The following is a 26,208-nucleotide window of genomic DNA, read 5'->3' as shown; positions in this document are numbered from 1 at the left end:
CCACCAGCCCACGGAGTGCGCGCATGCCCGAGGCCGTCCCGGATCCCGTCGTCGTCCAGCCCGTCGTCACGCCGCTGACCAGCGCCGCGCTGGTCCTGGTCGCCACGATCGAGCCGGGGGGCGAATCCGCGGTACGTGAGGTGCTGCCCGATCTCGCCGCGTTCGCCCGCTCGATCGGCTTCCGGGTACCGAGCGCCGGGCTGGCGTGCGTGACGGGTTTCGGCTCGGACGCCTGGGACCGGCTGTTCTCGGGCCCCAGGCCGGCACGCCTGCATCCGTTCCAGGAGTTGCGGGGTCCGCTGCATCATGCTCCGGCCACCCCCGGCGATCTGCTGTTCCACGTCCGGGCGGAAACGATGGACGTCTGCTACGAGTGGGCGTCCCAGCTGCTCAGCAGGCTGGGCGGCGCGGTGCAGGTCGTCGACGAGGCGCACGGATTCCGCTACTTCGACCACCGGGACCTGCTCGGCTTCGTCGACGGTACGGAGAACCCCGTGGGCAAGGACGCCCTGGCGGCGGCCCTGGTCGGCGAGGACGATCCCGCCTTCGCGGGCGGCAGCTACGTCATCGTGCAGAAGTACCTCCACGACCTGACCGGCTGGAACGGTCTCAGCACCGAGCAGCAGGAACGGATCATCGGCCGCACCAAGTTCAGCGACGTCGAGCTCGCCGACGACGTCAAGCCGGCCGACTCCCATGTCGCGCTGAACACCATCACCGACCCCGACGGCACCGAACACGACATCCTGCGCGCCAACATGCCCTTCGGAAGCTTCGAACGGGGCGAGTTCGGCACGTACTTCATCGGGTACGCCGCCGATCCCGGGGTGACCGAGCAGATGCTCCGCAACATGTTCCTCGGCAGCCCGCCCGGCACTCACGACCGCATCCTCGACTTCTCCACGGCGGTCACCGGCACGCTCTTCCACGCCCCCAGCGCCGATTTCCTCGACGCCCCTCCGCCGTTGCCCGCCCCCGCCGGTTCCGAGGCCCTGTCGGAGCCGGTGTCCGCGCCGGTACCGCAGTCCTCGTCCGCCGCCGCGGTCGGTGACGGTTCGCTGCGCATCGGCAGCCTGCAAGAAAGCGCCCCGAGATGAACAACCTCCACCGCGAACTGGCCCCCGTCACCGGCGCCGCCTGGGAGCAGATCGAAGAAGAAGCCCGGCGCACCTTCAGCCGCCACGTGGCCGGCCGCCGCGTGGTGGACGTTCACGACCCGGAGGGTCCCGGCCTGGCCGCCATCGGCGACGGGCACCTGCGCGACATCGACCCGCCCACCCCCGACGTGATCGCCCGCGCCCGCACCTCCACGCCCGTCATCGAGTGGCGGGTGCCGTTCACGGTGACCCGGGCGGCCGTCGACGACGTGGAACGCGGCTCCGAGGACAGCGACTGGCAGGCCGTCAAGGACGCGGCCCGCACCTGCGCGTTCGCCGAGGACATGGCCGTCATCGACGGGTACGCGGCGGCCGGCATCACGGGCCTGCGGGACGGTTCCTCGCACACCCCTCTCGCGCTGCCCGCCGACGCCCGGGACTATCCGGCCGCCGTGAGCCAGGCACTGACCCGGCTGCGGCTGGCCGGTGTCGACGGACCGTACCGGCTGCTGCTCGGCGCCGACGCGTTCACCGAGGCCACCGAGACATCCGACCACGGCTATCCGGTGGCCACCCATCTGGCCCGGGTGCTCGACGAACCGATCCTGTGGGCGCCCGCGGTCAAGGGCGGTGTCCTGCTGTCCACCCGCGGCGGCGACTTCGAACTGTGTCTGGGCCAGGACCTGTCCATCGGGTACCTGGACCACGACGCCACGGACATCCGGCTCTACTTCCATCAGGCCTTCACCTTCCGGATGCTGACGCCCGAGGCCGTGATCGGGCTCATCGCCTGACCTCGCGTGTCCGGAACCGGCGGTCAGGAGCAATCGCATGCCCCGGGCCCGCGCAGGACCGACACTGGCCGTATGACGCCGACAACTTCCGTGAGCGAAACGGATCCCCTGCGCACCCCGTCCTCCCTCAGGTTCACCGAGGCGATCCGCCGGGCGGTCGCGGACGGTCTGCTCAGCGAGGAACAGCCCGTCGCCGGTTTCATCGACGCGGACGGCGTGCGCGACTCGGTGGCCGCGCTGCACGACGCTTTCGCGGCCGTCCCCGGCGTGCGGGTGCTGCACACCTTCGCAGCCAAGGCCGCGTCCCTGGTCCCCGTGCTGCGGTTGCTCGCCGACTGCGGCATGGGGTGCGAGGTGGCGAGCCCCGGCGAGCTGCGGCTCGCCGTCGAGGCGGGATTCGCCCCGGCGAAGATCGTCCTCGACTCGCCCGCCAAGACCCGCGACGAGCTCCGGCTGGCCCTGTACCTCGGCGTCGCCGTGAACGCCGACAGCTTCCCCGAGCTCCGCCGTATCGGGGAACTGCGTTCGACCGGATCGGCGTCCGTGATCGGACTGCGGATCAATCCGCAGGTGGGAGGCGGTTCCATCGGGGCGATGAGCACAGCCACCGACACATCGAAGTTCGGTGTCGCCCTGGGTGATCCGGGCGTCCGCAAGCAGGTCGTACAGGCCTTCGTCGAGCGTCCCTGGCTGACCCGGCTGCATGCTCATGTCGGCTCGCAGGGCTGCCCGCTCGAACTGATCGCGGAGGGCATCGCCGAGACCTACCGGCTGGCCGAGGAGATCAACGAGTCGGTGGGAACCCAGCAGATCACCGGCATCGACATCGGCGGTGGGCTGCCCGTCAACTTCGAGGACGACACGGTCCGCCCCTCCTTCGCCGACTATGTCGCGGCGCTCCGCGCGGAGGTTCCCGGCCTGTTCGACGGCCGGTACGCCCTGGTCACCGAGTTCGGCCGGTCCCTGCTCGCCAAGAACGGTTTCATCGGGGCGCGCGTGGAGTACACGAAGGATGCGGGCGGACGCCGTATCGCGCTCACCCACGCGGGGGCGCAGATCGCGACGCGCACGGTCTTCATGCCCGAGGCCTGGCCGCTGCGGGTCGGCGCCTTCGACGGCGAGGGCCGCCCCCGGACCGGGCCGCCGATGGTCCAGGACGTCGCGGGGCCCTGCTGCTTCGCCGGGGACGTCGTGGCTCACGCCCGGGAGCTGCCCGAGCTGCGGGAAGGCGACTTCGTGGTCCTGTACGACACCGGGGCGTACTACTTCTCGACCCACTGGGCCTACAACAGCCTGCCCCGTCCGGCCGTGTACGGCTTCGTCGACCAACCCGGCGGAGACGGTGTGCGCTTCGCTCCGGTCCGGGACGCGCAGTCGCTGGACTCGGTGGCGGCGGAGAGCGGGCTGGGCCATGCCGCCGCGCTGGTGGGCCTGAGTACGGGAGTCCAGAGAATATAATAGCCATGTACATAATATCCATGTACATTAATTCTCATGAGCAGCACTCCCCCGAGCAGCGCACCCTCCAGCAGCACCCCCGAAGGGCCGACGCCCGGGTTCCTCGTCTGGCGCCTCTCCATGAAGTGGCGCGTCGCCGTGGACAGGGCACTGGCCCCCTTGGGCCTCACCCACGCGCAGTACTCGCTGATGGGGTCGCTCCACGGCATGCAGAGCTCCGGCGAACGCCCAAGCCAGCGCCGCCTCGCGGACCACACAGGCCTCGAACCCCTGTACGTCTCCAAGCTGGCCCGCTCCCTGGAGACGGCCGGCCTGGTGGAGCGAACGCCCGACCCGGCCGACACCCGGGCGGTCCAGCTGGCCCTCACGGACGAGGGCAGCGCGGTCGCCCTGCGAGCGGTCGAGGTCGTCCAGGAGCTCATGGAGCGGCTGCTGGCGCCGCTGGGCGGGCTGGGCGGATCGGGGGCCCAGGCGTTCACCCGGACGCTGACGGCGCTGCTGGACGAGCCATCCACCTCCAAGGAGCAGTCATGACCAGCACCGTCGCCGTCAACGGCCAGATCATCGGCAGGGCCCACTACGCCACGCGAGCCGTGCTCGAGAGCGTGCTGGCCCGGTCCGGAATGACGTTCCACCAGGCGGTGGCGCTCAACGCCATCGCCGATGAGGGCGGCGCGACGCAGCGGGGCCGGCTCACCGACCGCATGACCGACACCCTCAAGGTCGACAGGGACACGGCCACGGCGGCGATCGACACGCTCATCGCGTCCGGACTCCTCACGGACACGAGCTCCCGCCTGGCCCTCACGACGAGCGGCAGCGCCCTCCAGCACGACATCCGGACCGGGACCGCCGAAATCACCGCCGGTCTCTACGCGGACCTGCCCGCCGAGGACCTGGCCACGGCCGGACGCGTCCTGGCCGCGGTCACGGAGCGGGCGAACGCGGTACTGGCCGCCGGGTGACGCGACGCCTGCGGCTCATCCCGCGGGCTGCGGCGAGGGTTCCGGCTCGGGCACGGGCTCCGGGTTCGGGCTCGGCGGCGTCGGAATCGGATCCGGGGCAGGACCGGGCGGCACCGGGCCCGGCGGCACGGGCGGCGGTGACGGCACCGGCGTCGGCGGCCCCGGCACGGGCGGCGGCGTCGGCGCGGGCGGTACGGGGTCGGGGTACGGGTGGGTCATCTCGAGCCTCCAAACAGCAGCGAAAGGCGGAGTGGATCTCATCTCCACCGTCTCCCCGTGCGGCTGCCCGCGCCTGCCGAGTCCATACGTACGGACCGTGCGGCCCGTCCGGGTCCTAGGGGGTCAGAGCAGCTCGGGATGAGACTCGAGCTGCCCCTTCGCCCCTTGGGCCAGCTCTTCGGGGGCCTCCGGCGCCTGCTCGGGATGACGCCGGGCCCACTTGGCGACGTACGGACAGAGCGGTACGACGGGAACGCCCTCGCGTGCGGCCATGGCGTAGAACTCGGTGGCCAGGGCGCCCCCGATACCCTTGCCCGCGTGCTCCGGCTCAACGACGGTGTGCACGGCGACGAGGGCCCCGGGCTCGGGATGCATCACGAAGTACGCGATGACCCCGGTGGCCTCTCCGCCCTCGTACGCCACCAGCCTGCCGTGTTCCCGGTCGTCCCGGATCTCGACTGCGGTGTCTCCTGCTGCCATGGCGGGTACTCCTCGAACCGGTAGGACGCGGGCGGATCGGGCGGCGTCAGCCGCGCGCGGGAACGGCGTGCGGGCTGCGCTCGGTGCGGGTGCCCGGCACAGGTGCCGAGGCGTCCGTACCCAGGGCGACCACACGGTTGTCCGCGTCGACATGCACGATGCTCGGCGTGAGGGCACGAGCCTCGGCGTCGTCGACCTGGGCGTAACTGATGAGGATGACCAGATCACCGGGGTGCACGAGGTGGGCGGCCGCACCGTTGATCCCGATGACGCCGGAACCCCGTTCACCCTCGATGACGTACGTCTCCAGCCTGGCACCGTTGTCGATATCCACAATATGGACGAGTTCGCCGGGAAGCAGGTCCGCGGCGTCCATCAGGTCGGCATCAACCGTCACAGATCCGACGTAGTGCAGGTCGGCCTGGGTCACCGTGGCCCTGTGGATCTTCGACTTGAACATGGTACGCAACACAGCGGTGCTCCCGACTATCAGCTCCCCGCCTGCTTTTTGCAGGTCAGGGGCGTTTCCTTACCTGATGACGTGCGCGCACGACCAGCTCTCGCCGCAAGCTCCGGGACGTCGCTGATCGCTTACTGCCTCCACTGACGCATCACCAGGCAAGTACAGAGGGCTGAAAGCACCTTCCACCTCACCCCGCGACGACGGGCCAAGCTTACGCACCCCGCGTTCCGACGCCCAGGCCGAGGCCGACCACCGGCGTCCTCGGACGGCCTGCGGACGGCCTGGCGGACGACATGAGGGCGGCGACGCGACCGGAGAGGGTAGCCCGTAGAGGGCCATGTTCGTCGCCGCGTACGTCGGGTGGCGGCAACACCTTCCATGTTCAACCGTCCCTCGCCGTCGGGCGGTTGGACAGTCACTCGGATGCACGATGGACCTCTTCGTGAGAATCTGGTGGTTATGGGATGCGGCCGGTCCAAGGCCCGCCCATCGGCGGCCGGCCGCCCGTCCGGAGCACCGAGGCCAGGCCACGCATGAGGAAGGCCGCCACCTGCCCGTCGACACGCTCGACCGGGTCGGCGGCAGCGCGGTCCACTGCTCTTCGGCGCACACGGGGCCGGTCACCGGGCCCTGGTACCCGCTGGAGATCACCGACAACTCGACGTCGTTCGACCGGGGCACCTACCTGTTCTTCGGCTGGCCGGGTGGAAAATCCTGCTGAGAGGTCTTGCCATGAGCACCATTTCCGGCTCCCGCAGCGACCGGATCGTCCAACTGCTCGACGAACCCGCGGAACACCGCGACGCCGACTGGCTGAAGGACGCCCTCCAGCAGGCCGTCCTGCTCGAACTCGCCACGTTGCCACCCTACTTGTGCGGTCTGTGGTCCATCGAGGACCCTTTCGCGGGCAAGCGCGTGTCCGAGGCCGTGCGACGGGTCGTCTTCGACGAGATGTCGCACCTCGGGCTCGCGGGCAATCTGCTGACCACCATCGGCGGGACCCCCCGTCTCGCGGACGCCCAGTTGGTCCCCGTCTATCCCGGCCCCCTGCCGGGCGGCGTTCGGCCCGAACTGACCGTGTATCTGAGCGGGCTGACGAAGGAGTCGCTCGCTCTCTACGCAGACATCGAAAAGCCCGAGCAGCCGCTGACGAGGGCGGGGGCGCACACCTCGATCGGAGCGTTCTACACCGCCATCCAGGAAGCGTTCAGGCGCCATCCGGAGCTGATCACCGGTGGCCACCAGCTGACGAGGCAGATGTCGCACCACGGGCAGGGCAACAGCATCGTTCCGCTCATGTCCCTCACTGACGTCGAGACGGCCCTCGACGTGATCAAGGAGCAGGGCGAGGGCACGTCCACATCCCCGCAGAACCCGCACCCCGGAGAGTCCGGCGAACTCGCCCACTTCTACGTCTTCCAGGAGATCTTCCACGGCCGCGAGCTGGTCAGAACCGCCGAGGACCCCGACCGGTGGGAGTTCACCGGGCCGGAGATCCCCATGCCACGGGTCCTGCCCATGGGTGTGGTCCCGGCCGGCGGATGGGCGGGCGACCTGGCACCCGACCCCGCCACGAAGGACGACCTCGACGCCGTCGACCGCGCGTACAGCGCCATGCTGCGCTTCCTCGAAGCGGCCTGGCAGGCGGATACACCCATCGCGGCCAGGAACCTGCTGAACCAGTCCGTCGGTCAGATGCGCGCCCTGGAGGTGCCGAGCCGAACCCTGATGGAACGTCCTCTGCCCGACGGCAGCGGCAAGACCTACGGCCCGCAGTTCCTCTACAGGCCGGCTCCGTAGCGGCTCGAACGGCTCGCCGGAGGTCGACCGGCATACGCATCCGCCCTCACGCCGGCTCCTCGTCGCGGTCGTCCTGCCGGACGCATGAGACGACCACCACCAGGGGCCAGAACGATTGCGCGAACGTCAGGACGCGTTCGGCGGCTCCGGCGGTGTCGTGCACGAACAGCGCCATCAGGAACCAGCCGCCGCCCAGCCACATCAGCACGCTCGCCATCAGCGACGGCCCGGGACGCAGACCCCATGGCGCGCTCCTGCCCAGCGGCGCGGCCGTCGGAAGCCGCCCGCTCACTCCGCCCGGGGCTGCGGCCCCGCGCCGCACGGCCAGGACCGGCCACACCGCGAGAAGCGAGAAGCCGACCGCCACGACGGCGCCGTGGTCCAGCGAGCCCCCACTGTTCGGAGCCGGGAACGGCACCAGCAGCATCGCCGACACGCCGCCCCCACCCAGCGCCACACGTCCGGGAAGTGCTGCAGAACGCAGCCCGCAGGCAGTGATCACGTGGCAGGCACCCAAGGCGATCAGGGCCGGGGTCATCACCCAGTACCCGTCGGCGCCCCTGGACCCGAGGGTGCTGATCGTTCGCGAGGCATGATCGTAGTCGGGGCCCTGGAGCACTGCCGAGATCGCCCAACCGCCGACCAGCAGAATCGGAGCGCATGCGGAGGAGAACAGGACCCACCGAGGGACGGACCGGCGCATCGGAGCACCGTAGAACATCCGGTCCATCGGTTCTCGGCGCACACGCTGCCCCACAGGCCGTTCAGCAATATGGCCTCGCACCGCCCGCCCAGGTGGAGTGCCGGGGCGGGCGACGGGTTCGCGGAGGTCAGAGCGACGTCATGACGTGCTTGATCCGGGTGTAGTCCTCGAAGCCGTACGCCGAAAGGTCCTTGCCGTAGCCGGACTTCTTGAATCCGCCGTGCGGCATCTCGGCGACGAGTGCCATGTGGGTGTTGATCCACACGCAGCCGAAGTCGAGGTTCTTCGACATCCGCATCGCGCGGGCGTGGTCCTTCGTCCACACCGAGGAGGCCAGCGCGTACTCGACGCCGTTGGCGTACTCGAGCGCCTGGGCCTCGTCCGTGAACGACTGGACGGTCATCACCGGGCCGAAGACCTCGTTCTGGACGATCTCGTCGTCCTGCTCGAGGCCGGAGACGACGGTCGGGGCGTAGAAGTAGCCCTTGTCGCCGACCCGGTGGCCGCCCGCCTCGACCGTGGCGTGGGCGGGAAGGCGCTCGATGAAGCCGCTGACCTGCGCCAGCTGGCCCGCGTTGTTGAGCGGGCCGTACAGCACGTCCTCGTCGTCCGCCGGGCCGGTCTTCGTGTCGGCCGCCGCCTCGGCCAGCGCGGCGACGAACTCGTCGTGGACGGACTCGTGGACCAGGACGCGGGTCGCGGCCGTGCAGTCCTGGCCTGCGTTGAAGAATCCGCCGATGACCAGGTCCTCGACCGCCTTCGCCAGGTCGGCGTCCTCGAAGATGACCGCCGGGGCCTTGCCGCCGAGCTCCAGGTGGACGCGCTTGACGTCCTTGGCGGCGCTCTGGGCGACCTGGATGCCGGCGCGTACCGAGCCGGTGATGGAGGCCATCGCGGGCGTGGGGTGCTCCACCATCAGGCGGCCGGTCTCACGGTCGCCGCAGACCACGTTGAAGATTCCGCGGGGCAGGTCCAGCTCCTCGAGGACACTGCCGATGATCTCGGCCAGGAGCACCGTGGAGGCCGGGGTGGTGTCCGAGGGCTTGAGGACCACCGCGTTGCCCGCCGCGAGCGCGGGGGCGAACTTCCACACGGCCATCAGCAGGGGGTAGTTCCACGGCGCGACCTGCGCGCACACGCCGACCGGCTCCCGGCGGATGATGGAGGTGAGGCCCTCCATGTACTCACCGGCCGAGCGGCCCTCCAGCAGTCGCGCCGCGCCCGCGAAGAAGCGGACCTGGTCGATGGCGGGGGCGAGTTCCTCGCTGCGGGTGAGGTGGAGCGGCTTGCCGGTGTCCCGGCTCTCCGCGGCGACCAGGTCATCGGCCCGTGCCTCCATCGCGTCGGCGATCTTCAGCAGTGCGCGCTGTCGCACGGACGGTGTGGTGTCGCGCCAGACGGGGAACGCCGCGGCTGCGGCGGCCATCGCCGCGTCGACGTCTGCCGCCCCCGAGAGCGGGGAGGTCGCGTAGACGTCACCGGTGGCGGGGTCCACCACGTCGAGCGTGCGACCGTCCGAGGCGTCGGCGGGTGCGCCGTCGATGTAGTTGCGGAACGTGGTGCTCATGGAACGTCTCTCCTGCTCAGGCAGCGGTACGGGCGGACAGGTGCTCATGGACGGCGGTCCAGCGGCCGTCGTCGGCGCGGGTGAAGACGATCGTCTCCCGCTCCTTGACCGTCTCCTCGCCGGCCTCGGTGGCGACCCGGGTCTCCACGTCGTGGCTGAAGACGGCGGTGTCGCCGAAGGGCTGGATCAGCGGCGCGGACGAGGTGCAGCCGACGATCCGGAAGCCGTCCTGCTCCACCCACTGCTCCCAGAGCGCGCGGTACTCGGCCGTGGAGCCGAGTCGTTCCGGGGTGGTGTGGAAGATGAATGTCGCCTCCGGGGCGAAGGCGCCGAAGTAGTCGTCGAGGCGGCCCTCGGCGAAGGCCGCGACGAGCGCGTCCGCGGCGGCCCGGACTTCCTGGACGGTGGTGGTGCTCATGCACAGCTCCTGGTCACGGGCGTTCGGTCGAGGGGTGCCGGAACGCCCGGCTTTCGGTTACGGGGTGTCATCGAGGGTTCAGTGGGCCGCGGCGGGCTCGGTGACGGTCTCCTCGGTGGCGCCGGTGATCGGCGGCACGGAGGCGTCCGACGCCCGGACGAAGCGAGGGCCGGCCGGTCCGTAGACGGCGCGCGGCTCGGGGAACACGGCGAGCAGGGCGAGGTAGAGCACGGTCGCGAGGACGAGGCCGACGGGCAGCGAGATGTCCGTGCCGTTCGCGAGGTTGCCGAGCGGGCCGACGAACTGGCCGGGCAGGTTCGTGAACAGGAGCGCCACGACGGCGGAGACGAGCCAGGTGGCCATGCCACGCCAGTTCCAGCCGTTCGTGAACCAGTAGCGGCCGCCGCGCTGGCGGCGGTTGAAGACCTGCAGCGCCTCCGCGTCGTACCAGCCGCGCCGGGTGACGTACCCGAGCGCCATGACGATCATCCACGGTGCGGTGCAGGTGATGATCAGCGTGGCGAACGTGGAGATGGACTGGGCGAGGTTGAGCGCGAAGCGGCCGACGAAGATGAACGCGATGGACAGGGCGCCGATGAAGAAGGTCGCCTGGACGCGGCTGAAGCGGGTGAAGACGCTGGAGAAGTCGAGGCCCGTGCCGTACAGGGCCGTCGTGCCGGTGGAGAGGCCGCCGATCAGGGCGATCAGGCAGAGCGGCAGGAAGTACCAGCCGGGCGAGATCGCGAGCAGGCCGCCCACGTAGTTGGGGGCGGCCGGGTCGACGTACTTCGCGGCCTTCGACGCGATGATCGACGCGGTGGCCAGGCCGAAGAGGAACGGCAGCAGGGTGGCGATCTGGGCGAGGAACGCGGCCCCCATCACCCGGCGGCGCGGGGCACCGGCCGGGATGTAGCGGGACCAGTCGCCGAGGAACGCGCCGAAGGAGACCGGGTTGGACAGCACGATCAGCGCGGCGCCGATGAACGACGGCCAGAACAGCGGGTCCGCGGTGGAGGCGAAGACCCCGGCGTAACCGGGGTCGAAGTCGCCCGCGAAGGCGAAGGCGCCGAGCACGAAGAGGGCCGACGCGGCGATCACCGCGATCTTGTTGACCAGCAGCATGAACCGGAAACCGTAGATGCAGACGACGAGGACGAGCCCGGCGAAGACGGCGTAGGCGATGCCGTAGGTGATGTCCGACTCGGGGAGGTCGACTAGCCGGTGCGCTCCGCCGACGAGCGCGTCGCCGGAGGACCACACAGAGATCGAGAAGAAGGCGATGGCGGTGAGCAGGGAGAGGAACGAGCCGACGACCCTGCCGTGCACGCCCAGGTGCGCGGAGGAGGAGACGGCGTTGTTCGTGCCGTTGGCGGGGCCGAACAGGGCCATCGGGGCCAGCAGCAGCGCGCCGGCGACGAGGCCGAGGACGGTCGCCGCGAGCCCCTGCCAGAAGGAGAGGCCGAAGAGGATCGGGAAGGCGCCCAGCACACAGGTCGCGAAGGTGTTGGCACCGCCGAAGGCGAGCCGGAAGAGGTCGACCGGGCGGGCCGTGCGGTCCTCGTCCGGGATCCGCTCGACACCATAGGTCTCGATTTCGGTGATCGAGGTCGTCACGGGTGGCTCCACCTTCTGTTCATGCGTGGGGACGGTCCCACAGTGTGTGGCCCATACACGAGCTGAGACAACTGTGCCGATCACGGAGCAGTACGCTCTTGTCTGTGGCCAGCAACAAACTCACCGTCGAGGATCTGCTCTCCTTCCCGGCGCTCCAGCTCTCCGTGAAGGCCGGCGGCAGCGGTCTGGGCCGGTCCGTGTCGTGGGCACACCCCATCGAACTCGCCGATCCGACGCCCTGGCTCCTGGGTGCCGAGATGATCATGACGACGGGTCTGGCGGTGCCCCGCACAGCGTCCGGGCAGCGCGCCTATCTGGAGCGGCTGGACGACGCCGGGGTGTCCGCTCTCGCGCTCTCCGCGCAGCTTCACATGCCCCCGCTCCACGACGCGTTCTTCCGGGCCGCCGAGGAGCGGGGCTTCCCGGTTCTCGAGGTGCCGCTCTCCGTGCCGTTCATCGCTGTCGCCCAGGAGGTCGCGGCCTCGGTCCAGGAGGACGCCAGGCACCGGCTGGGCGCACAGCTGCAGGTGTTCGGCTCGCTGCGCTGGCTGGTCGCCGAGGACCTCGACACACCGGCACTCCTACGCCGCCTGGAACGCCTCTCGGGTTACGACGTCTACCTGTGCACGCCGCAGGGCCGCCCGCTCCTGCCCGGCGTTCCCACGCCTGATCCCGGGGTCCTGCCCGCCTCCGTCGACGCTCCACCGACGATCCCGGGCGGCTTCGTCCTCCCGGTGCCCGCGCCCGGAGGCCCGGTCGGTTTCCTCGTCGCGTTCGAGCGTCAGGGCGCCCAGCCCGCGGGACTCGCGGTCGTCCAGCACATCGCCACCGTGGCGGCGCTGCGCCTGGCGATGGTGCGCAACGAGCGCGAGACCCTGCGCCGCGAGGGCGCGGAGACGCTGGCCGAACTGCTGCAGGAGGTACTCGACCCGGAGGCGGCGCGCCGCAGGCTCGCCAGGCACGCGATCGAGGGCGACACCGTGCTCCTCGTCGTGCGCCGCACCACCGACGAGGCACTGCTGCGCTGCCTGGAGGACCATCCCCATCTGCTGCTCACCTGGGGCGAGGACCGCTACGTGCTGGGAGCGCCGGAGCTGGCGGCGGCCGTCGCCGAGCTGGCGGGCGTGGCGGCCGGGATGAGCCGCCCCTTCCTGCCGGGCGCCGCGCTGAAGGTGGCCCAGCGTGAGGCGCTCTGGGCGGTCTCCAAGGCCGTGGAGTCGGGCCGCCCCGTCGTTCGGTACGGCGACGACTCGACGGGCCGGTGGCTGCCCGACGACCCCGCTGTCCTGACCGCGCTGGTCGAGCACGTGCTCGGCGAGGTACTGCGCTACGACGAGGCCCACGACTCGCAGTTGCTGGTCTCCGCCCGTACCTGGATGGAACGCGACCGCCGTACGGAGACGGCCGCGGCGGCGCTCCACATCCACCCGAACACCCTCGCCTACCGCCTGCGCCGCTTCGGCACGCTCGCCCGGCGCGACCTGGCGTCGACGGGTGCCCTGGCCGAGGTCTGGCTGGCGATCCAGGCAGCGGGAACGCTGGGCCTCACCGACTGAGGGGCGCATGGCGGGGCAGGAGCGAACCTTAGTGCTCGGGCGGCCGCGCCGTCATGCCGCTGCCTCGCACTCGGCGACCCGGGCGAGGAGGTCGTCCCGGCCGATGGATTCGGCCCGCGTCGCCGGAACGGTGCACGCGTGGGCTCCGGCGACCGCACCGTAGAGAGCGCACCGCCGGGGTGGCTCGCCGGTCAGACGGCCGAAGAGGTAGCCGGCCGCGAAGGCGTCGCCGGCACCGTTGGAGTCGACGACCGGTCCGGGGGGTGTGACGGCCGGAATGTGGCTCAGCTCCCCGTCGGCCAGCAGGTACGCGCCCTCGGCCCCGGCGGTCGCGACGATCGCGCCGGCCCGGCCGCGCTCCGATATCCGGCGCATCGTCCGTTCCGTGTCCGTCAGGGCGGTGGTGGACAGGAAGACGATGTCCGCCTCGTGCGCGAAGGCCTCGTGGTAGGTGTCGGCACCGTCCCAGTTGTGCAGGTCGGTCGAGATGGTCACGCCGGCCTCCCGCAGCTCGGGGAGGGCGAAGGCGCACGGGTAGGTGATGGAGACGTGGGCGTGGCGGCTCGTGGCGGCCAGGGCCCGGACTGTCGCCGGCGGCAGCCGGTCCGCCTCCCGTGAGCGGCTGTCGTCGTACAGGGACAGCCGCCGCCCGTCGGGGCCGACGAGGTTGACCGCCCGCTTGGTGCCGCCGGGCAGGGGCACCTCGGTCAGTGCGATGCCCCGGTCCTTGTGCAGAGCGCGCACCAGGTCGCCCGCGTGGTCGTCGCCGATCATGTCGAGGTGATGGGTCCGCAGACCGAGCGCGCTCACCCCCAGGGCGACGAAGTCCCCGGTCTGTCCCGCCCGTGTCTCGATGCCGGGCCGCACCATGTAGCTGTCGGCGTAGGGCAGCGGCAGCTCGGGGACGTACACGATCGTGTCCACACCTGCGCCTCCCAGGACGAGCACGTCGGTCTCGGTGTTCATGGCGTTCCTCTCGAACCTGACGCGGGGCGAGGAGAGGCGTCGACGTCCTCGCGGTCGCCCGGACGCGCCGTCAACTGTGGTCACCGACGGGTGAGTCAAGCAGGGCGTCACGGTTCGAGCAAGGTCTTGCAGACAGTTTCCGTAACTCGTTGCAGGGGTGCCGGATCAGTCGCGGTCCTCCCTGATCATGTCCGCGCACTTCTCCCCGATCATCATCGTGGTGATGCACGGGTTGACCGCGGGCAGGAACGGCATCACGGACGCGTCGGCCACCCGCAGACCCCGCACCCCCTTCACACGCAGCCGCGGATCGAGAGCGGCCTGGGGGTCGTCGGTGGCACCCATCCGCACCGTGCCCGCCGGGTGGTAGACCGTGTTGTGGGTCCCGCGGATGTAGTCGAGCAGCTCCTCGTCGGTCCGGGCATCGGCCCCGGGCGCCAGCTCCGTGCCTGCCCAGGAGGCCATCGGCGCCCGGGAGACGATGTCCCGGGCCAGCCGCAGCCCGTGGGTCATCACCCGTACGTCGTGCTCGTCCGTGAAGTAGCGCGGGTCGACCCGTGGCTTGTCGCGGAAGTCACGGGTACGCAGCCGGACCGTGCCCATGGAACGGGCGCGGGTGACGTTGGGGGTGAGACAGAAGGCGTTCTCGGAGGTCGGGTATCCGCGCCGGTAGGTGTTCATGTCGAAGGGCACGGACCCGTAGTGGAACATCAGGTCCGGGCGGTCGAGGCCGGATTCGGTATCGGCGAAGATGCCGATCTCCCACCACTGGGTGGACGTGGTGACCATGGGCTGCAGCGCCTCCCACATGATCACGCCCTCGGGGTGGTCCTGGAGGTGGGCGCCGACCGCCGGTGAGTCGACGCGTACCTCCACCCCCGTCTCACGCAGGTGCTCCGCCGGGCCGATCCCGGACAGCATCAGCAGCTTCGGCGCGTCGATGGCGCCGCAGGACACGATGACTTCGCGCCGGGCGCCGACGGTACGTGTGTGGATGAGGTCGGGCGCCAGGTACTCGACGCCGGTGCACCGCTGTTCGGCATCCAGAACCAGACGCTTGGCCTGCAGCCCCGTGCGTACCTCGAGGTTGGGTCGACGGCCGAGAATCGGGTGCAGGTAGGAGACGGAGGCGGACGACCGCGTCCCGTCGGGGCGGGCGTTGATCTGGAACCAGTGCGCCCCGCGGACGACCGTCGTACCGGTGTTGAACGGTGTGGTGGGGATTCCGGCCGCGGCACACGCCTCCAACAGGGCCGTTCCGCAGGGGTCGTTCGGCTGGATCGTGCGGATGGTCACCGGTCCGTTGCGCCCGTGGTGACCGCCGGGTGCGTCGTTGGTCTCCAGCCGCTGGTAGAGCGGATAGCAGTCCGCGGCGCTCCAGCCCGTGCACCCGAGGGCGCCCCATTCGTCGAGGTCCTCGGCCGGCGCCCAGAAGGCGATGCAGGAGTTGTGGGACGAGCAGCCGCCGAGGACCTTGGCGCGGGCGTGCCGCATGAAGCTGTTGCCGTTGTCCTGCGGCTCCACCGGGTAGTCCCAGTCGTAGCCGGATTCCAGCAGCCCCATCCACCGGTCGAGGCGCAGGATGTTGTCGTCGCCGACGTCGGAGGGACCGGCTTCGAGTACGCAGACGGTGACGGACGGGTCCTCGGACAGCCGGGCTGCGACGACCGCGCCGGCCGTGCCCCCGCCGACCACCACGTAGTCGAACTCCTCCTGCGGTTGGCTCTCAGCCGGCATCGGTGTCTCCAGAATTCATGGGGTGCGGGGGTGGCTGACCGCGCGGTGTTGCGGGCGGGGTGGTGTCGTGCACCTCGGTACGGTGGGCCTCGAGTACGCCGGTCTTGTGCCGCTGCACGAACCAGTAGTAGGCGAAGCCGCCGAGCGCGACGACGCCGATGAAGAGGAATGCGCCCCAGCGCAGATACCAGTGCTGCGCACCCGTCGCGTTGTACACCTCGGCGCGCGGCCAGGCGAGGTTGAGCGACATGGCCGCCCCCCACAGCACGGCGACGATGTTGATCGGGAGCCCGAACCTGCCGAGCGAGAACTTGCCTTCGGCGGGCTTCCAGGTGCCTCGGAGACGGCGGATCAGCATGGGGGTCGTGACCATCAGGTAGGCCAGGTAGATCATGATGATCGCGATACTCGTGATCACCGAGAAGATCTGCGGCTGGTTGACGTTGATCACCAGGATGACGACACCCACCACGCCGATGACGACGGCAGGCACCACCGGGGTCTGGAAGCGGGGGCTGACCTTGGCCAGTACCGAACCGGCGGGAAGGTTGTTGTCCCGTGCCATGGCGAACATCAGCCGGATGCCGGCCGCCTGCACGGCGAGCACGCAGACCGTGATCGCGATGACCACGCACCACAGGAAGACCTCACCGATGGTCGAACCGAGCGTCTCCAGCACCACGTACTGCAGGCCGCCCGTCGACAGCTCCTTCGCGGCCAGGTCCGGCACCGCCAGCAGCGCGAAGAGCAGGATCAGGCCGCCGATGATGAACGACGCGACGAGCGCACGCAGGATGGCACGGGGCGCGTTGTGGCTCGGGTTGTGCGACTCCTCGCCGAGCGACGACGCCGTGTCGAAGCCGTACATGACGTACGCGGACGCGAGCGACGCGGTAAGGAACGCGCCGAAGTAGCCGAGGGTCCGCCCCTCACCGAGCCCGTACGTGTCCGTCAGGGCGGTGCTGGGGCCCCGGGTGATGTGCGCCGCCAGGAAGATGATCAGGGCGACCGCGGCGATCAGCTCGATGAACACGCCGGCCGAGTTGATACGGGCCATGAGTTGCACACCGAAGGCGTTGACCAGGGTGGAGAAGAGGATGAGGACCGAGCCGAGGAGTACGGCGTTGGCCGCCGCGTCGTTCTTGCCGGTGCCGTCGCCGACGAACTGGAACCAGCTGTCGATCTGCGGCAGTGTGATCTGGTAGGCGAGCGCCACGGCCGAGAGCGTGACCATGGTGGCGGTCATCATCATCCAGCCGCCGAGCCAGCCCACGTGCGGGCCACCCATCTTCTTGGCCCAGTTGTAGACCGAGCCGGCCACCGGATAGCGGGCGGCGAGCTCGCAGAAGCACAGGGCGACCATCAGCTGGCCGGCGAAGACCATGGGCCAGGACCACCAGTAGGCCGGGCCGCCGAAGCTGACGCCGAAGTAGAACAGCTGGAAGGTGCCGGTCAGGATCGAGATGTAGCTGATGCCCGCGGCGAAGGTGTGGAAGTTGCCCAGGGTTCGTTTGAGTTCGGGCTTGTAGCCGAGCTCGTTGATCGAGTCGTCGTCGTGGGTGCCGTCGGCCCGGGTGCCGGGGGGCGGCGTACTGGTCGCGCCGGGACCTGTGGGGTCCGGGCCTGTCGGCTCAAAATGACTCACTCGAACCACCTCTGCGGCCGGGCTGCGGTGTTGCGCCAGATGTGCTTGGCCTCCTGGTACTCCGCGAGACCGGCCGGGCCCAGCTCGCGGCCGACGCCGGACTGCTTCATTCCGCCCCACTCGGCCTGCGGCACGTACGGATGGAAGTCGTTGATCCACACGGTCCCTGCGCGCAGCCCGGCGGCCACCCGGTGGGCGCGCTCGCCGTCCTGCGTCCAGACGGCCCCCGCCAGGCCGTAGACGGTGTCGTTGGCCAGGGCGAGGGCCTCGCTCTCGTCCCGGAACCGCTCCACGGTCAGGACCGGGCCGAACGACTCCTCCCGTACGACCGTCATGTCCGGCGTGCACTCGTCGAGCACGGTCGGCAGGTAGTAGAAGCCGCTCTGCAGCGAGGGGTCGTCGGGGCGGGCACCGCCGCAGCGCAGTACGGCGCCCTCCGCCAGCCCCGCGGCCACGTACGCCTCGACCTTGTCGCGATGCGCGGCCGAGATCAGCGGCCCGCTGCGGGCGTCCTCGTCGAACGGTCCGCCGAGCCGGATGGCCCTGGCGCGCCGTACCAGCTCGTCGACGAACGTGTCGTGCAGCTCGTCCTGTACGAGCAGCCGGGCACCGGCCGAGCAGACCTGCCCGGCGTGCAGGAACACGGCCATCAGCGCGTAGTCGACCGCGGTGTCGAACTCGGCGTCGGCAAACACGATGTTGGGGTTCTTGCCGCCCAGTTCGAGCGCGATCTTCTTCACGGTGGGTGCGGCCGCCGCCATGATGAGCCGGCCGGTAACCAGGCCGCCGGTGAAGGAGACCAGGTCCACGCGCGGGTCCTCGCTCAGCGGCGCGCCCGCGGTGGCCCCGGCCCCGAGCACCAGGTTCGCGACACCGGGCGGCAGTCCGGCCTCGGTGAGCGCCTTCATCAGGAGGATCGCGGTGTGCGGCGTCAGTTCACTGGGCTTGAGTACGAAGGTGTTGCCCGCGGCGAGCGCGGGGGCCACCTTCCAGGCCGTCTGCAGCAGAGGATAGTTCCACGGTGTGATCAGCGAGCAGACGCCCACCGGTTCGTGGACCACTCTGCTGTCGATGCCGCGGTCCCCCGTGTCGACGACGCGGTCGGTGCCGCCGGAAGCGGCCAGGTTCCCGAAGTAGCGGAAACAGTTCGCGATGTCGTCCATGTCGTACTCGCTCTCCACGAGCCGTTTCCCCGTGTCCAGGGTCTCGGCTCTGGCGAACACGTCCTTGTCCCGTTCCAGCAGATCGGCGACGCGGAGGAGCAGTCGGCCGCGCTCTGCGGCCGGAGTACCCGGCCAGGGCCCCCGGTCGAACGCCTCACGCGCCGCGGCCACCGCCGCGGCGGCGTCCCGCGGCCCCGCCTCGTCGACGGTGGCGACCGGGGTGCCGTCGGCAGGGCAGCGGATCGCACGCGTTCCGCCCTCGATCGCGGCGCTCCATCGTCCCCCGATGAACAGATCGGGCATGCGTCCCTCCGGGCCCGCACGAGGAAGAGGAAGGGAGTGTTGCCGACCGTGCTGAGCTCGACACCCAAAGTAAGCTCCACCCGGCATACTCGCGCGCCGAGCGACGCCGTACACCGGCCGGACACCCCGGCCGTGTTCCGCACCGGCTCGTCCTGATCAATGATGAGGTGGCCGACTGCCGTCCTCGGTACGGCACCGGCTGACCCAGGAAGGGGTTCCGCGTGCGGGAAACGAAGCCGGACCGACCGGACGATCGCGCCGTTCACGGCTCGGACGAAGAAGCCGACGTGATCGTGGTGGGGGCAGGCCCGGCGGGCTCGTCCGCAGCCTTCCACCTCGCCCGGGCGGGCGTCGATGTCCTGCTCCTGGAGAAGGCCGAGTTCCCTCGGGAGAAGGTGTGCGGAGACGGCCTGACCCCGCGGGCGGTGCACCAGCTCATCCGGATGGGTGTCGACATCAAGGCTCCGGGATGGACGCGTTCGCGCGGTATGCGATGGGTGGCCGGGGACCATCAGGTGCACATCGACTGGCCGGCCCTGGGGCGCTATCCGGACTTCGGCCTCTCGCGCAGCCGTCATGACTTCGACGACATCCTGGCCCGCCACGCCGTTGCCGCCGGAGCACGGCTGCGCAACGGGGTGAAGGTGACCCGGCCCGTGACCGACCGGGCCGGCCGCATCACCGGCGTGGGCGCCACAGCCGGGGACAAGCAGCCGGTGGTCTTCCGCGCGCCGGTCGTCATCGCCGCCGACGGCGCCTCCGCCCGCCTCGCTCTCGGAATGGGCCTGCAGCGGGACATGAACAGGCAGATCGCGACGGCTGCCCGGCGCTACTACCGCAGCCCGGAGCGGTCCCAGGAGGAGTACCTGGAGCTGTGGGCGGATCTCCGCTTCCCGGGCAGCCGTCACTTCCTGCCCGGGTACGGCTGGATCTTTCCCATGGGGGACGGCCGCGTCAACGTCGGGCTCGGCGCACTGCCCCACCGACGGCACGGAACCGCGGACCTGCGGGCCACGCTGGACGAGTGGCTGGCCCGAACCCCGCCTGCCTGGGGACTGAGTGAGGAGAACGCCGAGGGACCCGTCCGGAGCGCGGCGCTGCCCCTGGGGTTCAACCGCCACCCCCTGTACACCCGCGGTCTCCTCCTCGTCGGCGACTCCGGAGGCATGATCAGTCCCTGGAACGGGGAGGGCATCGGCCAGGCCATGGAGGCCGGCGAGGTCGCGGCCGAGAGCGCCACGCTCGCCCTCGCCCGTCCCCCGGGCCCGGGGCGGGAGCGGGTGCTGCACGGCTACCCGGTCGAGATGAACCGCCGCTGGGGTCGCTATTACCGTCTCGGCAACGCGGCCGCCGACATCGTCTTCAGCCGTTCGGGCTTCCAGCCGATCCTCAACCGCTACGTCATGGGATCACCGTTCCTGCTCAACACTCTGGCGCGGATGCTCACCGACCTCACGGACAAGCCCTCGCACGACGTGATCGACCATGTGCTCAACACCGTCGTCCGCCTGGTCCCGGCACCGAAGGTGCGCAGGCGCTGACCTCGTGCCCTGCGCGGCCGACGACGGTCGCCGGCGGCCGATCAGGCCGGGCCGGCGAACGGCCGCGCGCAGACGGAGCGCAGTGCGTGCGTCAGTGCCGCAGTACGGAGGCGGTCGACGGACAGGTCGCGCCGCACGGATGCTTCGGCGGCCCTCAGCGTGCCGTCGCAGGAAGGGGCGGCGCGTACTGCCGCGGAGCCGGCGATCGCGCGGACCAGGCCGATGGTGACGCGGTTGATCTCCTCGCGCACCTCTGTGAGGTCCGGGCGGTCCGTCGGTGCGCCGGAGGGGTTGTGAGCTGTAGCGCCCGGGAGTGAGGCCGGCGGGGACCGGAACGGGAGTTTGGGGGCCGAATGGGTGACTTTGGTGACGGTTGCTCGTTGTGCTGGTGGCACGGGCACAGGGTCTTGGGTGGGGGTGTTGTGGTGGGTGGTGTGCGGGTGTTGGCGGCGTCGTTCGTGGTGCCCGGCCCTTCCGGAGTGGCAGTCCGGGACCGTCTCAAGCACCTCACGCCCCAGGACGAGCAGGTCCTGCGTGCCGTCGGTGAACACCAGGGAGCGCTTGCCTCCCATGACCTGAAGGCCCGGTGTGCGGACGGTCTGGAGCACAGTGCTGAGACGTGGGCAGCGCGTAAGCGGGATCTGACGAGGGTGTCGTCGTCGAGGATTGCCGGGGCGATCACGAAGGCGACGCATGCCCAGTGGGCACTCGCCCGGCGTTGCCAGGCCGCGCACATCCGCGCCCTCGATGCCGGGATCAGAACACTCAAGCACCGACTGTCCCTCCCGATCGGGCAGAAGGGCACCAAGCGTGCGGCGGGTGGCTACCGGTCCAAGGGCGAGTGGTTCCAGAAGTCGCGTCGCCTCGTAGTTTTGGAGGCGCGGCACACGGCGGTGGTCGCGGACTGGCGGGCCGGTCGGGTGCGTGTGGTGCGCGGCGGGAAACCCCTGCTCAACACCCGCCATCACCTGGCCGAGGCTGGGATCACCGAGGAGCAGTGGCGTGGGCGGTGGGAGGCGGAGCGCTGGTTTCTGGCGGCGGACGGTGAGTCGGGGAAGAGGTTCGGGAACGAGACGATCCGCGTCACCCCGGACGGCCAGGTATCCCTCAAACTGCCTGCCCCGCTCGCACACTTGGCCAACACTCCGCACGGCCGCTATACCCTCACCGCCACCGTGAGCTTCGCGCATCGGGGTGTGGAATGGGCCGACCGGATCGCCGGGAACCGGGCTGTCGCCTACCGTATCCACCTCGACGTGGACCGTGGCCGCTGGTACCTGACCGCGTCCTGGCAACGCCCCCTCGTGCAGACCATCTCGTTGGAGGCGGCCCGGACCCGGGGCATGATCGGTGTGGACACCAACGCCGACCATTTCGCCGCCTACCGCCTGGACCCGCACGGCAACCCGGTCGGCGAGCCGCACCGTTTCGCCTACGACCTGTCCGGCACCACCACCCACCGCGACGCACAAATCCGCCACGCCCTGACCCGGCTCATCAACTGGGCCAAGCAGAGCGGCGTCACCACGATCGGCATCGAGGACCTCGACTTCACCACGGAGAAGACGAGGGAGAAGCACGGCCGCCGCAAGAAATTCCGGCAGCTGATCTCCGGAATCCCGACCGGGAAGCTCAAGGCCCGGCTCATCTCCATGGCCGCCCAACAGGGCCTGGCGATCGTCGCGGTCGACCCCGCCTACACGTCGATGTGGGGTGGGCAGCACTGGCAGAAACCGCTGACCACACCCAGCCGCAGAATGTCCCGTCACGATGCCGCCGGTATCGCGATCGGGCGACGCGCCCTCGGATATCCGATCCGGCGTCGGACGGCACCGCCCCCACACGACCGGAGTGATCGTGTCGGGCATCGGACCGCCCAGGCCGGACCAGATGCACGAAGGCGTGAGGGAACCCGTCCACCCGCAACGGACCACGCCCCCAGAGACGTGCCGCCGAACGGGACGAGAAAGCGGCAACCCAGCGCATCCAACACCGTTCGGGACGCGCCCAGAACACATAAGTGGGTCCAGGACTCACTTATGCGTCCTGGCTAGGAACGGTTCGCGTCCCAACTGCGGTGCAGCGCGCGTTGCACGAGCTTGTTCGCCTCGATCTGGTCCCGGAAGATCCGTACCGTCGCGCCGGGATCGGCTCCCGTTTCGCGGGCCTGCCGCGCCACCGTGTCGAGGACCTGTTTCTCGCGGACCGGGTCGTCGACGGGGCTGCCGGTCCCCCACTTGGCGGCGGCGACGAGTTCGGCCGTGGCGAGACGCCGGGCCGAGAGGTCGGCGAGCGGGCGGAGCCGGGCGAGGGCCTCCCCGCCGTGGCGAACGCCGGCTGCGGGCGCGGCCGGTGCGGAGGCAGCGGCGGCCGAGCCGGTGCAGACGGCGGCCGCGACCGCACCGGCGAGCAGTGAGCGCTTTGCGTACGCGGTCGGTTGTATGGGCGGATCGTACGGTCCCGGGCCGGCCCGCCCGGCGTCACACGCCGGGCGGGCCGGGCTCGGCGCAGCGGCGGAGGACCCCACGCGGAGACGGGTGACACGTCGTCGACGTCCTGGGCGAAGCCGCTCGCCCGTAACGCCCACGACGGTTTCAGGACGTGCCGCGGTCGGCTGTCGCCTCCCGGTCCTCCCGGCTCAGTGCGCCCGGCCACCACGCGACGCGTCCGATGTCCCTGACCAGGGCGGGAACCAGGAGCGAGCGGACGACCAGAGTGTCGAGCAGTACGCCGAAGGCGACGATGAACGCGATCTGGACCAGGAACGCGAGCGGGATCACGCCCAGGGCGGCGAAGGTGGCCGCCAGGACGACACCGGCCGAGGTGATGACCCCGCCGGTGGTCGTCAGCCCGCGCAGCACGCCCTGCCGTGTGCCGTGGATCAGGGACTCCTCGCGGACCCGGGACATCAGGAAGATGTTGTAGTCGACCCCCAGGGCGACCAGGAAGACGAATCCGTACAGGGGCACGGAGGAGTCCGTACCGCTGAATCCGAACACGTGCTGGAAGACCAGGGACGAGATCCCGAGGGTGGCCAGGAAGTTGAGTGCCACCGTCGCGACGAGGAGGAGCGGCATGAGCAGCGAGCGGAGGAGCCCGATGAGGATCACGAGAATGATCACGAGGACGACCGGCACGATGAGGGCGCGGTCCTTCTCGGCGGTCTTCTGGGTGTCGTACTGCTGCGCGGTGTAACCGCCGACCAGCGCATCCGCGCCGGGCACCGCGTGCACCGCGTCGCGCAGGCGCGTCACGGTCTCCTTGGCGGCGTCGCTGTCGGCCGCGCTCTTCAGCGTGGCATCGATACGGACCCGGCCGTCCACGACGAGCGGCTCGCCCACTCCCGGGCGCCCGGAGACGGTCACCACGGAGACGTCCGCGACGCCGTCGACCTGATCGGCGGCCTCGGCGACCTCCACCGCCCGGCCGGCCTCCGCGATCACCACGGCGGGATTGCCCGATCCGCCGGGGAAGTGCTTGCTCAGGGTCTGCTGGGCGGCGACGGAAGGTGCGTCGTTGACGAAGATCTCCTCGAGGGGCACACCCTTCGAGTTGAGCGTCGGCATGAAGGCGGCGCAGGCGAGAAGGACGATCAGGGTGACGCCCCACACCTTGCGCGGGGCCCGGTCGACCAGGGCCGCGATCCGCGACCAGATTCCCGCCGAACCCGATTCGGCTTCGCCCTTCTTCGGCTTGGCGGGCCAGTACGCGGTCCTGCCGAGCAGCACCAGGACGGCGGGCAGGAAGGTGAGCGTGCTCAGGACGGCGCAGACGATGCCGATGGCGCCCACCGGCCCGAGGGCGCGGTTGTTGGTCAGGTCGCTGAGCAGCAGGGCGAGCAGCCCCAGGGCGACGGTGGCGGCGCTGGCGACGATCGGTCCCGCGGACTCGCGCAGCGCGGCGCGCATCGCGGTCCACCGGTCGGAGTGGCGGCCCAGTTCCTCCCGGAACCGCGCGGTGAGGAGGAGGGCGTAGTCGGTGGCGGCGCCGATGACGAGGATCGACAGGATCCCCTGGACCTGGCCGTCGACCCGGACGAGGTCGTGGTCTGCGAGTACGTACACGATCGCGCAGGCCACACCGAGCGAGAAGACGGCTCCGATGATGATGACCAGCGGCAGCAGGACACTCCGGTAGACCAGCAGCAGGATGACCAGCACCGTCACGAGGGCGACGCCGAGCAGCAGTCCGTCGATTCCGGCGAAGGCCTTGGAGAGGTCAGCCTGGCTGGCCGCGGGGCCGGCGACCTGCGCCTGTGTGCCGGGGACCCCGTCGGCCGCCTTCTGGATGCGTTCGAGCGTGTCGGGGAGCTCGTCCTCCAGGTCGGATTCCAGCTGGACGATGCCTTGAAGTGCCTGGCCGTCGGCCGAGGGCAGTGCCGGGGTCACCTCACCCGCCACCCCCGGCCCGCCGTTGAGCGAGTCCAGGGCGGCTGTTGCGGCCTGCCGCTGCTCGGGGCCGAGGTCCGCGCCATCCTTCTCCGACGTCCAGACGACGATGGCGGGGACGGTCTCCTGCCGGCTGAACGCCTTCTGCTGCTCGACGACGCGGGTGGACTCTGCGCTCTGCGGGAGGAACGAGGCCTGGTCGTTCGTGGCCACCTCACCGAGTTTCCCGGCGTAGGAGCCGAACGCGCCGCCGACTGCGAGCCAGGCGACGACGAGGAATACGGGGATCAGCCAGCGAACCGGCCTCGACGCGATGGGCATGGTGCTCCCGGGTAGGGGGAAACTCTTTCAATCATCGAGTATCTCAATCATTGAAACATATGGGCGTGCCGCCCCTGCCCAGCGGCTGAAGGCAGCCGGACGGATGGGAGGGTCAGCGCTGGGGGGCCTGCATACGGGCGAGTTCCGTGTTCATCCGGGCGAGGAAGCGGAGCGTAGCCGCCAGATCTTCCGGATCGGACGAACTGCGGGCCGCGGACGCGGCTTCGGCAAGGGGCATGAAGAACGACCGGGCAACCGCCTTGGCCGTGGGCTCGTAGTGCAGATGCACGACGCGCCTGTCTGCGCTGTCCCGCGAGCGCCGGATGTGACCGACGCGCTCCAGACGATCCAGGCACGCGGTCACCGCACCGGAGGTCAGCCCGAGATGATCACGCAGCCGGCCGGGAGTCATCGGAACATCCGCGTCCAGGATCGCCGCGAGCGCCTGGACATCCGTGGCGTGGAGGCCCTGGGTGTGCGCGAAAGCGTGCACCAGGCGGTTGATCTCGCCGGTCATTCGGCGCAACTGCATCGCCAGTGCCTGGAGCTCCAGCACCGCCGACGCTCCCGTGCGTGATCCCTCGCGAGCGTCGTCTGCACTGTCCACCGGACCATACTAGGGTCTTCCGATCTGGATCAGGCCTGATCAGGTCTCGGGTCCGGTACGTGCAGCTGCACGGTGGTGGAGGGAGTCCACGCGATGCAGCCTCCCCTGCTCGATGGGGGTCTCTCCTGCTCGAGCGCAGCCGAGAGCTCGGGGAGGTCGGCGATCGACAACATCGCCGGAGGTGTTCCACCCGGCCCTCAAGGCTTCGGAGGGCACGTGTCGAACCCCGAGAGCCCGCGTGATCCAAACGGAAGGGCCAGATCGCGTCGTCCGACAAGCTGGTCCGGAAGACAGCTTCCGGCTTCCGCCGCCGGGCGGGTCGACTCGTCTCCCAGTAGCAGGGGAACGTCCGGGCGATCCACTCCCCCGGTTCCGGCCACCCTTGCTGTTGAACGGGTGGCGG

23 protein-coding genes and 1 pseudogene are annotated in these 26,208 nt (G+C 70.3%); 10 read left to right on the top strand and 14 right to left on the bottom strand.

Going from position 1 to position 26,208, the window contains the following annotated elements; all coding sequences use genetic code 11:
* The first annotated feature begins 23 nt into the window (after positions 1–23).
* The 5 genes from ABZS61_RS18045 to ABZS61_RS18025 all read left to right on the top strand — a co-directional run bounded on the left by ABZS61_RS18045 (position 24) and on the right by ABZS61_RS18025 (position 4,314).
* Positions 24–1,097 carry a Dyp-type peroxidase gene (locus tag ABZS61_RS18045; RefSeq protein WP_356421467.1) on the top strand — a complete coding sequence of 358 codons (1,074 nt, stop codon included), beginning with the start codon at positions 24–26 and terminating at the stop codon, positions 1,095–1,097.
* A complete protein-coding gene (locus ABZS61_RS18040; RefSeq protein WP_356421464.1) occupies positions 1,094–1,891 on the top strand; it encodes a family 1 encapsulin nanocompartment shell protein in 798 nt (265 codons plus the stop codon). Before ABZS61_RS18045 ends, ABZS61_RS18040 begins: the two co-directional genes overlap by 4 nt.
* Before the next feature lie 72 nt (positions 1,892–1,963).
* On the top strand, positions 1,964–3,349 hold the full coding sequence (locus tag ABZS61_RS18035) for a diaminopimelate decarboxylase (protein ID WP_356421461.1): 1,386 nt from the start codon (positions 1,964–1,966) through the stop codon (positions 3,347–3,349).
* Between the two features lie 36 nt (positions 3,350–3,385).
* Positions 3,386–3,883, top strand: coding sequence for a MarR family transcriptional regulator (locus tag ABZS61_RS18030; protein WP_356421458.1), 498 nt, complete (start codon positions 3,386–3,388; stop codon positions 3,881–3,883).
* Positions 3,880–4,314, top strand: a complete 435-nt coding sequence (locus ABZS61_RS18025; RefSeq protein ID WP_356421455.1) for a MarR family winged helix-turn-helix transcriptional regulator — start codon at positions 3,880–3,882, stop codon at positions 4,312–4,314. Before ABZS61_RS18030 ends, ABZS61_RS18025 begins: the two co-directional genes overlap by 4 nt.
* Positions 4,315–4,656: 342 nt before the next feature.
* Here the strand turns inward: ABZS61_RS18025 and ABZS61_RS18020 are convergent, their stop codons facing one another.
* Both ABZS61_RS18020 and panD read right to left on the bottom strand, forming a co-directional pair.
* The gene (locus ABZS61_RS18020; protein ID WP_356421452.1) at positions 4,657–5,013 is read right to left on the bottom strand and encodes a GNAT family N-acetyltransferase; all 357 of its coding nucleotides are present in this window, start codon (positions 5,011–5,013) and stop codon (positions 4,657–4,659) included.
* Positions 5,014–5,059: 46 nt separating this feature from the next.
* Positions 5,060–5,485: an aspartate 1-decarboxylase gene (gene panD, locus ABZS61_RS18015; protein ID WP_356421449.1), complete on the bottom strand. Its 426-nt coding sequence runs from the start codon at positions 5,483–5,485 to the stop codon at positions 5,060–5,062.
* A 421-nt stretch (positions 5,486–5,906) separates the two neighbouring features.
* Between panD and ABZS61_RS18010 the strand changes: the two genes are divergently transcribed.
* A complete protein-coding gene (locus tag ABZS61_RS18010) occupies positions 5,907–6,197 on the top strand; it encodes a hypothetical protein (RefSeq protein ID WP_356421446.1) in 291 nt (96 codons plus the stop codon).
* Between the two features lie 11 nt (positions 6,198–6,208).
* Positions 6,209–7,276, top strand: a complete 1,068-nt coding sequence (locus tag ABZS61_RS18005; protein ID WP_356421443.1) for a ferritin-like protein — start codon at positions 6,209–6,211, stop codon at positions 7,274–7,276.
* A 46-nt stretch (positions 7,277–7,322) separates the two neighbouring features.
* Here ABZS61_RS18005 and ABZS61_RS18000 read toward each other — a convergent pair whose 3' ends face one another.
* The 4 genes from ABZS61_RS18000 to ABZS61_RS17985 form a co-directional block, all read right to left on the bottom strand.
* Positions 7,323–7,979 (bottom strand): DUF998 domain-containing protein, encoded by a 657-nt coding sequence (locus ABZS61_RS18000; RefSeq protein ID WP_356421440.1) that lies wholly within the window; start codon positions 7,977–7,979, stop codon positions 7,323–7,325.
* Positions 7,980–8,106: 127 nt separating this feature from the next.
* The gene (locus tag ABZS61_RS17995; RefSeq protein WP_356421437.1) at positions 8,107–9,546 is read right to left on the bottom strand and encodes a gamma-aminobutyraldehyde dehydrogenase; all 1,440 of its coding nucleotides are present in this window, start codon (positions 9,544–9,546) and stop codon (positions 8,107–8,109) included.
* Between the two features lie 16 nt (positions 9,547–9,562).
* Positions 9,563–9,964: a nuclear transport factor 2 family protein gene (locus ABZS61_RS17990; RefSeq protein WP_356421434.1), complete on the bottom strand. Its 402-nt coding sequence runs from the start codon at positions 9,962–9,964 to the stop codon at positions 9,563–9,565.
* Between the two features lie 78 nt (positions 9,965–10,042).
* Positions 10,043–11,578 (bottom strand): cytosine permease, encoded by a 1,536-nt coding sequence (locus ABZS61_RS17985; protein ID WP_356421431.1) that lies wholly within the window; start codon positions 11,576–11,578, stop codon positions 10,043–10,045.
* 104 nt (positions 11,579–11,682) lie between these two features.
* Here ABZS61_RS17985 and ABZS61_RS17980 point away from each other — a divergent pair, with 104 nt between their 5' ends.
* Entirely contained in the window at positions 11,683–13,134 is a 1,452-nt protein-coding gene (locus ABZS61_RS17980) for a PucR family transcriptional regulator (protein WP_356421428.1), read from the top strand.
* A 51-nt stretch (positions 13,135–13,185) separates the two neighbouring features.
* Here ABZS61_RS17980 and ABZS61_RS17975 read toward each other — a convergent pair whose 3' ends face one another.
* The 4 genes from ABZS61_RS17975 to ABZS61_RS17960 all read right to left on the bottom strand — a co-directional run bounded on the left by ABZS61_RS17975 (position 13,186) and on the right by ABZS61_RS17960 (position 18,948).
* The gene (locus tag ABZS61_RS17975; RefSeq protein ID WP_356421424.1) at positions 13,186–14,100 is read right to left on the bottom strand and encodes an adenosine kinase; all 915 of its coding nucleotides are present in this window, start codon (positions 14,098–14,100) and stop codon (positions 13,186–13,188) included.
* A 165-nt stretch (positions 14,101–14,265) separates the two neighbouring features.
* Positions 14,266–15,837 carry a GMC oxidoreductase gene (locus ABZS61_RS17970; RefSeq protein ID WP_356421420.1) on the bottom strand — a complete coding sequence of 524 codons (1,572 nt, stop codon included), beginning with the start codon at positions 15,835–15,837 and terminating at the stop codon, positions 14,266–14,268.
* On the bottom strand, positions 15,827–17,380 hold the full coding sequence (locus tag ABZS61_RS17965) for an APC family permease (protein WP_356421817.1): 1,554 nt from the start codon (positions 17,378–17,380) through the stop codon (positions 15,827–15,829). The genes ABZS61_RS17970 and ABZS61_RS17965 overlap by 11 nt, the downstream gene beginning before the upstream one ends.
* Before the next feature lie 98 nt (positions 17,381–17,478).
* Positions 17,479–18,948 (bottom strand): aldehyde dehydrogenase family protein, encoded by a 1,470-nt coding sequence (locus ABZS61_RS17960; protein WP_356421417.1) that lies wholly within the window; start codon positions 18,946–18,948, stop codon positions 17,479–17,481.
* Positions 18,949–19,169: 221 nt separating this feature from the next.
* Here ABZS61_RS17960 and ABZS61_RS17955 point away from each other — a divergent pair, with 221 nt between their 5' ends.
* Positions 19,170–20,489, top strand: a complete 1,320-nt coding sequence (locus ABZS61_RS17955) for a geranylgeranyl reductase family protein (RefSeq protein WP_356421413.1) — start codon at positions 19,170–19,172, stop codon at positions 20,487–20,489.
* Between the two features lie 41 nt (positions 20,490–20,530).
* On the opposite strand, the gene ABZS61_RS17950 is transcribed toward ABZS61_RS17955, so the two are convergent.
* Positions 20,531–20,740 carry a hypothetical protein gene (locus tag ABZS61_RS17950; RefSeq protein ID WP_356421411.1) on the bottom strand — a complete coding sequence of 70 codons (210 nt, stop codon included), beginning with the start codon at positions 20,738–20,740 and terminating at the stop codon, positions 20,531–20,533.
* 174 nt (positions 20,741–20,914) lie between these two features.
* Here ABZS61_RS17950 and ABZS61_RS17945 point away from each other — a divergent pair, with 174 nt between their 5' ends.
* Positions 20,915–22,543, top strand: a complete 1,629-nt coding sequence (locus tag ABZS61_RS17945) for an IS200/IS605 family accessory protein TnpB-related protein (RefSeq protein WP_356421408.1) — start codon at positions 20,915–20,917, stop codon at positions 22,541–22,543.
* 5 nt (positions 22,544–22,548) lie between these two features.
* On the opposite strand, the pseudogene ABZS61_RS17940 reads toward ABZS61_RS17945, so the two are convergent.
* The 3 genes and pseudogenes from ABZS61_RS17940 to ABZS61_RS17930 form a co-directional block, all read right to left on the bottom strand.
* Positions 22,549–22,902: pseudogene (locus ABZS61_RS17940) on the bottom strand (chorismate mutase); the annotation flags it as partial.
* 181 nt (positions 22,903–23,083) lie between these two features.
* Positions 23,084–25,198 carry an MMPL family transporter gene (locus tag ABZS61_RS17935; protein ID WP_356421405.1) on the bottom strand — a complete coding sequence of 705 codons (2,115 nt, stop codon included), beginning with the start codon at positions 25,196–25,198 and terminating at the stop codon, positions 23,084–23,086.
* A gap of 112 nt (positions 25,199–25,310) precedes the next feature.
* Positions 25,311–25,805, bottom strand: coding sequence for a MarR family winged helix-turn-helix transcriptional regulator (locus ABZS61_RS17930; RefSeq protein WP_356421402.1), 495 nt, complete (start codon positions 25,803–25,805; stop codon positions 25,311–25,313).
* Positions 25,806–26,208 lie beyond the last annotated feature (403 nt).

Source organism: Streptomyces sp. NPDC005566 (assembly GCF_040605575.1).
Classification (GTDB): Bacteria; Actinomycetota; Actinomycetes; order Streptomycetales; family Streptomycetaceae; genus Streptomyces.
The sequence above is the reverse complement of the archived record's forward strand: the minus strand, read 5'-3'. Positions and strand labels throughout refer to the sequence as shown.

Excerpts from the sequence above, each read along its gene's own strand:
- ABZS61_RS18045 (WP_356421467.1), top strand. The coding sequence starts at position 24 with ATGCCCGAGGCCGTCCCGGATCCCGTCGTCGTCCAGCCCGTCGTCACG.
- ABZS61_RS18040 (WP_356421464.1), top strand. The coding sequence starts at position 1,094 with ATGAACAACCTCCACCGCGAACTGGCCCCCGTCACCGGCGCCGCCTGG.
- ABZS61_RS18035 (WP_356421461.1), top strand. The coding sequence starts at position 1,964 with ATGACGCCGACAACTTCCGTGAGCGAAACGGATCCCCTGCGCACCCCG.
- ABZS61_RS18030 (WP_356421458.1), top strand. The coding sequence starts at position 3,386 with ATGAGCAGCACTCCCCCGAGCAGCGCACCCTCCAGCAGCACCCCCGAA.
- ABZS61_RS18025 (WP_356421455.1), top strand. The coding sequence starts at position 3,880 with ATGACCAGCACCGTCGCCGTCAACGGCCAGATCATCGGCAGGGCCCAC.
- ABZS61_RS18020 (WP_356421452.1), bottom strand. The coding sequence starts at position 5,013 with ATGGCAGCAGGAGACACCGCAGTCGAGATCCGGGACGACCGGGAACAC.
- ABZS61_RS18010 (WP_356421446.1), top strand. The coding sequence starts at position 5,907 with ATGGACCTCTTCGTGAGAATCTGGTGGTTATGGGATGCGGCCGGTCCA.
- ABZS61_RS18005 (WP_356421443.1), top strand. The coding sequence starts at position 6,209 with ATGAGCACCATTTCCGGCTCCCGCAGCGACCGGATCGTCCAACTGCTC.
- ABZS61_RS18000 (WP_356421440.1), bottom strand. The coding sequence starts at position 7,979 with ATGCGCCGGTCCGTCCCTCGGTGGGTCCTGTTCTCCTCCGCATGCGCT.
- ABZS61_RS17995 (WP_356421437.1), bottom strand. The coding sequence starts at position 9,546 with ATGAGCACCACGTTCCGCAACTACATCGACGGCGCACCCGCCGACGCC.
- ABZS61_RS17990 (WP_356421434.1), bottom strand. The coding sequence starts at position 9,964 with ATGAGCACCACCACCGTCCAGGAAGTCCGGGCCGCCGCGGACGCGCTC.
- ABZS61_RS17975 (WP_356421424.1), bottom strand. The coding sequence starts at position 14,100 with ATGAACACCGAGACCGACGTGCTCGTCCTGGGAGGCGCAGGTGTGGAC.
- ABZS61_RS17970 (WP_356421420.1), bottom strand. The coding sequence starts at position 15,837 with ATGCCGGCTGAGAGCCAACCGCAGGAGGAGTTCGACTACGTGGTGGTC.
- ABZS61_RS17960 (WP_356421417.1), bottom strand. The coding sequence starts at position 18,948 with ATGCCCGATCTGTTCATCGGGGGACGATGGAGCGCCGCGATCGAGGGC.
- ABZS61_RS17935 (WP_356421405.1), bottom strand. The coding sequence starts at position 25,198 with ATGCCCATCGCGTCGAGGCCGGTTCGCTGGCTGATCCCCGTATTCCTC.